General features: G+C 71.0%; 9 protein-coding genes. 6 read left to right on the forward strand and 3 right to left on the reverse strand.

Features of this window, described 5'->3' with window-relative positions; genetic code table 11:
* Positions 1-287 precede the first annotated feature (287 nt).
* Entirely contained in the window at positions 288-1,280 is a 993-nt protein-coding gene (locus Q0L11_RS11035; RefSeq protein ID WP_296597280.1) for an aldo/keto reductase, read from the reverse strand.
* 96 nt (positions 1,281-1,376) lie between these two features.
* On the opposite strand from Q0L11_RS11035, the gene Q0L11_RS11040 reads away from it, so the two are divergent.
* Complete coding sequence (locus Q0L11_RS11040) at positions 1,377-2,273, forward strand: LysR family transcriptional regulator (RefSeq protein ID WP_296597281.1); 897 nt, start codon at positions 1,377-1,379, stop codon at positions 2,271-2,273.
* A gap of 5 nt (positions 2,274-2,278) precedes the next feature.
* On the opposite strand, the gene Q0L11_RS11045 is transcribed toward Q0L11_RS11040, so the two are convergent.
* Both Q0L11_RS11045 and Q0L11_RS11050 read right to left on the reverse strand, forming a co-directional pair.
* The gene (locus tag Q0L11_RS11045) at positions 2,279-2,770 is read right to left on the reverse strand and encodes a recombinase family protein (RefSeq protein ID WP_296597282.1); all 492 of its coding nucleotides are present in this window, start codon (positions 2,768-2,770) and stop codon (positions 2,279-2,281) included.
* Between the two features lie 151 nt (positions 2,771-2,921).
* Positions 2,922-3,464, reverse strand: coding sequence for a GNAT family N-acetyltransferase (locus Q0L11_RS11050; RefSeq protein ID WP_296597284.1), 543 nt, complete (start codon positions 3,462-3,464; stop codon positions 2,922-2,924).
* A 45-nt stretch (positions 3,465-3,509) separates the two neighbouring features.
* Here Q0L11_RS11050 and Q0L11_RS11055 point away from each other — a divergent pair, with 45 nt between their 5' ends.
* The 5 genes from Q0L11_RS11055 to Q0L11_RS11075 form a co-directional block, all read left to right on the forward strand.
* Entirely contained in the window at positions 3,510-4,436 is a 927-nt protein-coding gene (locus tag Q0L11_RS11055) for a histone deacetylase family protein (RefSeq protein ID WP_296597285.1), read from the forward strand.
* Positions 4,437-4,467: 31 nt separating this feature from the next.
* Positions 4,468-5,076, forward strand: coding sequence for a histidine phosphatase family protein (locus Q0L11_RS11060; protein WP_296597287.1), 609 nt, complete (start codon positions 4,468-4,470; stop codon positions 5,074-5,076).
* 172 nt (positions 5,077-5,248) lie between these two features.
* Positions 5,249-5,491, forward strand: a complete 243-nt coding sequence (locus Q0L11_RS11065) for an exodeoxyribonuclease VII small subunit (RefSeq protein WP_296597288.1) — start codon at positions 5,249-5,251, stop codon at positions 5,489-5,491.
* On the forward strand, positions 5,488-6,369 hold the full coding sequence (locus Q0L11_RS11070; protein ID WP_296597290.1) for a polyprenyl synthetase family protein: 882 nt from the start codon (positions 5,488-5,490) through the stop codon (positions 6,367-6,369). The genes Q0L11_RS11065 and Q0L11_RS11070 overlap by 4 nt, the downstream gene beginning before the upstream one ends.
* Before the next feature lie 17 nt (positions 6,370-6,386).
* The coding region (locus Q0L11_RS11075) for a 1-deoxy-D-xylulose-5-phosphate synthase N-terminal domain-containing protein (protein WP_296597289.1) at positions 6,387-6,639 on the forward strand (253 nt) is incomplete at its 3' end.

Consider the following 6,639-nt stretch of genomic DNA (forward strand, 5'->3'; position numbering starts at 1 on the left):
TGCGACATGAACGAAAGAAGAACATGCGACCCCGCAGGGAGTCAAAGTTGTTCTTCCCTTTCTTTTGCCCTCGTCATGGTCGGGCGTGTCCCGGCCATCCAGATGCGCGGGCGGGACGGCCGTGCGCGCGGCCTCGCCGCCGGCGTGTCTGGATCCCCGGGACGAGCCCGGGGATGACGAGCCGGAGGGGGGCGGAGACGGCCGGCGCCCTGGAATGGAGCCCGGGGGTCACGCCCGGGGATGACGATTAGAAGGGAGGGGGCGGCCGGGGCGGGCGGCGGGCCTTGCTACCCCCGCTCCGAATCCAGGTGCGCCATCTGGGCTTCGGCGTAGCGCGTGCCCGCTGTTGCGCCCTTGGGTATCGCGGCTTCGAGCGCGGCGAGGCTTTCGGGGGAGAGCGGCTTGGCCAGCGCGCCGAGGGACTCGGCCAGCCGGTCGCGGCGACGGGCGCCGACGAGGGGGACGATGTCCTGCCCTTGCGCGGCCACCCAGGCGATCGCGGCCTGGGCGGGGGTGAGGCCGGCGGCTTCGGCGATGGGGCGCAGGGCTTCGGCGAGAGCCAGGTTCCTTTGCAGGTTCTCGCCCTGGAAGCGGGGACTGTGGGCGCGGAAGTCGCCCCGGGCTGCGAAGTTGGTGGTGTTGCCGCCGATCAGGCCGCGGCTGAGCACGCCATAGGCGGTGATGCCGATGCCCAGTTCGCGGGTGGTCTGCAGGACGCCGTCCTCGATGCCGCGGGACATCAGCGAGTATTCGATCTGCAGGTCCACGATGGGATGGACGGCGGCGGCCCGGCGGATCGTCTCGGAGCCCACTTCCGACAGGCCGATGTGGCGCACATAGCCGGCGCGGACCATGTCGGCGATGGCGCCGACCGTGTCCTCGATGGGCACGTTCGGATCGAGGCGCGCGGGGCGGTAGATGTCGATATGGTCCACGCCCAGGCGCTGCAGGCTGTAGCAGAGGGCGGTCTTCAGGCTGTTGGGGCTGGCGTCGAAGCCGATCCAGCCGCCGTCCGGGCTGCGCTGGGCGCCGAACTTGACGCTGATGACCACGTCCTCGCGGCGGTGCTCCTTCAGGGCCTCGCCGATCAGCATCTCGTTGTGGCCCATGCCGTAGAAGTCGCCGGTGTCGATCAGGTCGATCCCGGCGTCGATGGCCGCGTGGATCGTGGCCAGGCTCTCGGCGCGGTCGGCCGGGCCGTACATGCCGGACATGCCCATGGCGCCGAGGCCGAGGGCGGAGACAGTGGGGCCGGTCTTTCCAAGTTTGCGCGTCTGCATGTGCGCCTCCTGTTGTGCGGTGGCCGGCTATCTAGCGCTGGGCATTTATCGCGATAATCGGCATTGTACCGTACGAACTGTGCGGAAAATCGAACAATGGACCGGCCCGACCTCCATGCGTTGGACAGCTTCGCGGTGGTGGCGCGGCATCGCAACTTCCGGCGCGCGGCGGTGGAGCGGGGCGTCTCGGCCTCGACCCTCAGTCAGACGGTGCGAGACCTGGAGGCGCGGATGGGCGTGCGCCTGCTGAATCGCACGACCCGCAGCGTGGCGCTGACCGACGCCGGCGCGGCCCTGCTGGATCGGCTGCAGCCCGCGCTGACGGCCATCGGGGAGGCGGTGGCCGAGGCGCGCTCGGCCCAGGCCCAGCCGCAGGGCGCGCTGCGCATCAACGCGCCCGAGCCGGCGATCGAGCATGTGCTGGCGCCGATGATCCCGGGGTTCCTGGCCGCTTATCCGCAGGTCAGGCTGGAGGTGACGGGCGAGACCGCGCTGGTCGACATCGTGGCCGGGGGCTTCGACGCCGGCGTGCGCTGGGGCGAGAGCCTGGCGCAGGACATGGTGGCCGTGTCGCTGGGGCCGCCCCAGCGGTTCGCCCTGGTGGCCGCCCCGTCGCTGATCGCGCGGGTGGGAGCGCCGACCCATCCGCGGAACCTGTTGGGCCTGCCGTGCGTGCGGGTGCGGTTTCCGAGCGGGGCCGAGCCCGCCTGGGAGTTCGAGAAGGGCGGCGAGCCGCTGCGGATCTCGCCCAGCGGGCCCCTCGTCTCGACAAGTCCGGCGCTGCTGATGCAGGCGGTTCTGGACGGGATCGGGTTCGGCATGGCGTTCGAAGAGGCGGCGCGGCCGCACATCGAGGCCGGACGGCTCGTGGAGGTGCTGGGAGACTGGTCCGAGACGTTCCCGGGGCCGTTCCTCTATTACCCCAGCCGCCGGACGATGCCTTCGCCGCTGCGGGCGTTCGTGGATTTCATCCAGGCGCGGCGCGCGGGGTAGCGGGCTCAGGCGTCCGCGGGCTCGATCGCCTTGAGCTTGCGCCAGACGGTCATGCGTGAGACGCCGAGACGGCGGGCGATCTCGACCGGGCCGACGCCGGCGCGCTGGAGGGCGAAGATTTCGTCGGCCGCGGCGGCGCGGCGGCGGCGGCCGGCGGGGGCGGGTTCGAGCCCGGCGACGGCTTCCAGCACGGCGCGCAGGGCCTCGCCGCTCTGGCCTTCGCTGCTGATCCGGGGTTCCAGCACCTGGAGGCTGGCGCCGCGCGCTTCGAGCCGGTCCAGCGCCTCCAGCAGGCCCCGGCCGCCCAGGGCCAGGCGGTCCAGGCGCGTGACCACGAGCTGGTCGCCGGACGCGATGAAGTCGAGGATCGACGCCAGCGTCTGGCCGGCCGCTTCGGACTCCTCGGCGCGCACGACCTGGCAGCCGGCGGCCTTCAGCGCCGCGGCGTCCCCATCCGAGGCCGCGTCGCGCGCCCGGACATAGCCGATCCTCAGCATCCCCACCGCCGATCCCGGAACTTGCTCAACCTTCGATGGCCAAGGTTCCCAAATGGCGACGCCCGCGCCAAGACGGGCAGAGGTTAAATCGCAGCAATGAAAGTCGCCGAACTTGGGCGAATTGGGCGAAAGTGTGTCGAATTTCGACAGACTATGCTGCGTTGCTGGAAAATTTCTCCGCGTCCCGCCGCAAGATGAATTCGCGGTCGACGGTCTTGCCGACGCGGAAGCCGTATTCGCCGACCTTGTCGAACCCGCGCCGTTCGTAGAACCGCTGGGCTCCGAAGTTCTCGGACCAGACCCCGATCCAGACCGCGCGCGGCCCGTCCTTCTGCAGCCAGGCCATGACCTCGGCGAACAGCCGGCCGCCCTGGCCGCCGCCCTGGCGGTCCTTGCGGAAGTAGATGCGCTTGAGCTCGCCGCAGGCCGGGGTGACGTCGTCGTGGGGTAGGCCGCAGGGGCCGGCGCTGGCGTAGCCGATCGCCTCGCCGTCAACCTCCACGAGCCAGGACGCCTTGGCCGGATCGGCCACGGCGGCGCGGGTGCGATCCACGTCGTAGGCCTCGGCGAGGAAGGCGTTCAGGTCCTCGGGATCGTAGAGGTGGGCGAAGGTCTCGCAGAAGGTGCGGGCGCCGAGAGCGGCGAGCGTCTCGGCGTCGGCCGGCGTCGCTCGGCGGATCACGGGCTGGGTCATTTGGCGGCCGGATGGGCGAAGCGGGAAGTTGCGCTAGGATGAAGCATGACCATCGCGCTCTACACCCATCGCGACATGTTCGGCCACCGTCCGGGTGAGGGCCATCCCGAGCGCCCGGAGCGGCTGCGCGCGGTGCTGGACGCGCTGGGGGATTCCGGCCTCGACCTGGAGCCGCACGAGGCGCCGGTCGTGGCGGAGGCCGACCTGCTGCTGGCGCACGATCCCGACTATGTGGCGGCGATCGAGCGGGCCGCGCCGGCGGCGGGCGGGCTGAAGGTGCTGGATTCGGACACCTACATGTCGGGCGGCAGCCTGCTGGCGGCGCGGCGGGCGGCGGGCGCAGTCGTGCAGGCGGTGCGCGACGTGGCGGCGGGACGGACGGAGCGGGCGTTCTGCGCCGTGCGGCCGCCGGGGCACCATGCCGAGCCCGGCCTGCCCATGGGTTTCTGCATCTTCTCGAACGTGGGAATCGCGGCGCTGGCGGCGCAGCAGGCGGGCCTGGCCAAGGTGGCGGTGGTGGACTTCGACATCCACCACGGCAACGGCACGCAGGCGGCCCTGGGCGGGCGGCCGGACACGTTCCTGGCCTCGATCCAGCAATGGCCGATGTGGCCCGGAAGCGGCCACCCCGACCAGCCCGCGCCGGCCAACATCGCCAACGCGGTCTCGCCCGAGGGCGCGCCGGTCCATGTCTGGCGGCGGGCCTTCGAGGGGCTGATGGAGAAGGTGGACGCCTTCGCCCCGGACCTGATCCTGGTCTCGGCCGGGTTCGACGCCCACGTGCGCGATCCCATCGGCGGCGCGGGGCAGAGCCTGGAGGAGGCCGACTTCGCCTGGGCGACCGGCGCGATCCTCTCGGTGGCCAACCGTACGGCCAAGGGTCGGGTTGTGTCCTCGCTCGAGGGCGGTTACGACCTCGAAGCTCTGGGCCGCTCGGCGCGCGCGCACGTCGCGGCCCTGGGCGAAGGGTGAGGGGCAGTTCGCGGGTGCGTTCCCTGGATCGATGGCCGAAAGCTTGACCGCCGGGTCCGCCTCCACGCGCTACGGCGCGATCGTGCTCGCCCGCCACGGCGAGCCGGCGCTTTCGCGGAAGGTGCTGCTGTCGGCGCGCGAGTACGCCGAGTTCTGGGCCAAGTACGAGGTGGGCGGGATCGTGCCCCACCACGGACCGCCCGACCGCCTGCGCCAGTTCGTGACCGAATGCGGCGTCTTGGTCTCGTCGACCCGGCCGCGGGCCATCCAGAGCGCGCGGATGATGGTGGGCGAGCGCGACTTCCCGCACCACGAGATCCTGATCGAGGCGCCGCTGCCGCCGCCGAACTTCCCGTCATGGATCAAGCTGTCGCCGAAGATCTGGGGCTTCCTGTCCCGGTTCTGGTGGTGGTTCTTCGACCACCACGCCGGCCAGGAGACCCGCGCGCAGGCCGAGGCGCGCGCCGACGAGGCCGCCGCCCTGCTGGTGGGCCTGGCCGCGCAGGGCGAGACCGTGGTCGTGCTGGCCCACGGGTTCTTCAACCACCTGATCGGGCGCTCGCTGAAGAAGCTGGGTTGGAAGCTGGTCGAGGGCCACGGCTACAAATACTGGTCCGTGCGGCGGTTCGAGCGCGGGTAGGGCGCCTGTCCCTCCCCTTCATGGGGAGATGGGCGGGGAGTAAGCTCGAGCCCGGTTTGTGGCTTCCCCCCTCTGTTCCCCCGGATCAAGTCCGGGGTCGCAGCCAGCCTCCCCATCGAGGGGAGGGAAAAGGGCGTAGATTCCCTGTCGCCACGCCACTAAAGATCGCTCCATGTCCGAACCCGCCGACATCTCCGCCATGACCTTCGAGACCGCGCTGGCGGAGCTCGAGCAGATCGTCGCGCGGCTGGAGTCGGGCCAGGCGCCGCTCGAGGATTCGATCCGGATGTACGAGCGCGGGGCGGCGCTGAAGGCGCACTGCGAGACGCGGCTGGAGGCGGCGCGGCTGCGTGTCGAGAAGATCGTGATGGGGGCCGGCGGCGCCCCGGCGACAGAACCGGCCGAGTTCGGCTGATGGACCTGGCCCAGCGTGTGGCCGAGGCCGCGGACCTCGTCACCGTGGCGCTGGACGAACTGCTGCCCCGTGGCGAGGGGCCGGAAAGCCGGCTGACCGAGGCGATGCGCTATGCCGCGCTGGGGCCCGGCAAGCGGCTGCGGACGTTCTTCGCGCTCGAGACCGGGCGGATGTTCGACCTGGACGAGACGTCGGTGCTGCGGGCGGCCTGCGCGCTGGAGTGCATTCACGCCTACAGCCTGGTCCACGACGACCTGCCGTGCATGGACGACGACGACATGCGGCGCGGCCAGCCGACCGTTCACGTGGCCTACGACGAGATGACAGCGGTGCTGGCGGGCGATGCGCTGCAGACCGCCGCGTTCGAGATCCTGGCCCATCCCGACACCCATCCCGACGGCAATGTCCGCGCCGAACTGGTGACCCGGCTGGCGCTGGCGTCGGGCGCGCGGGGCATGGTGGGCGGCCAGATGATCGACATGCTGGGCGTGCGCGAGGACCTGGGCGGGGTGGCGCGGATGCAGCGGCTGAAGACCGGCGCGCTGATCGCCTGCGCGTTCGAGCTGCCGCTGACGATCGCCCGGGCGCAGGACGGCGAGCGTCACGCGCTGATGGCGTTCGCCCACGACCTGGGCCTGGCCTACCAAATCGTCGACGACCTGCTGGACGCCGAAGGCGACGCGGGAGAGATGGGCAAGGCGGTGGGCAAGGACGCGGCCGCCGGCAAGACAACCTTCGTGACGCTGCTGGGCGTCGATGCGGCGAAAGAGCGCCTGGGTCTGCTGAAAACCCAGACGAAATCCCACCTGGATCCGTTCGGGCCCCGGGCCGAATTCCTGCGGGCCAGTGTCGATTTCGTGCTAGAGCGCCGACAATAGTTCGAGGACTGCCCGCGTTGCCGCCTGAAACTCCCCTGCTCGATACGGTCTCCTCGCCTGCCGACACCCGGAGCCTGTCGATCCCGCAACTGAAACAGCTCGCGGACGAGCTGCGGGCCGAGACGATCGATGCGGTCTCGCAGACGGGCGGGCACCTGGGCGCGGGCCTGGGCGTGGTCGAGCTGACGGTGGCGTTGCATCACGTTTACGAGACGCCGGACGACATCCTGATCTGGGACGTCGGTCACCAGGCCTATCCGCACAAGATCC

The sequence above is a fragment of the Phenylobacterium sp. genome (assembly GCF_024508875.1).
Lineage (GTDB): Bacteria > Pseudomonadota > Alphaproteobacteria > Caulobacterales > Caulobacteraceae > Phenylobacterium.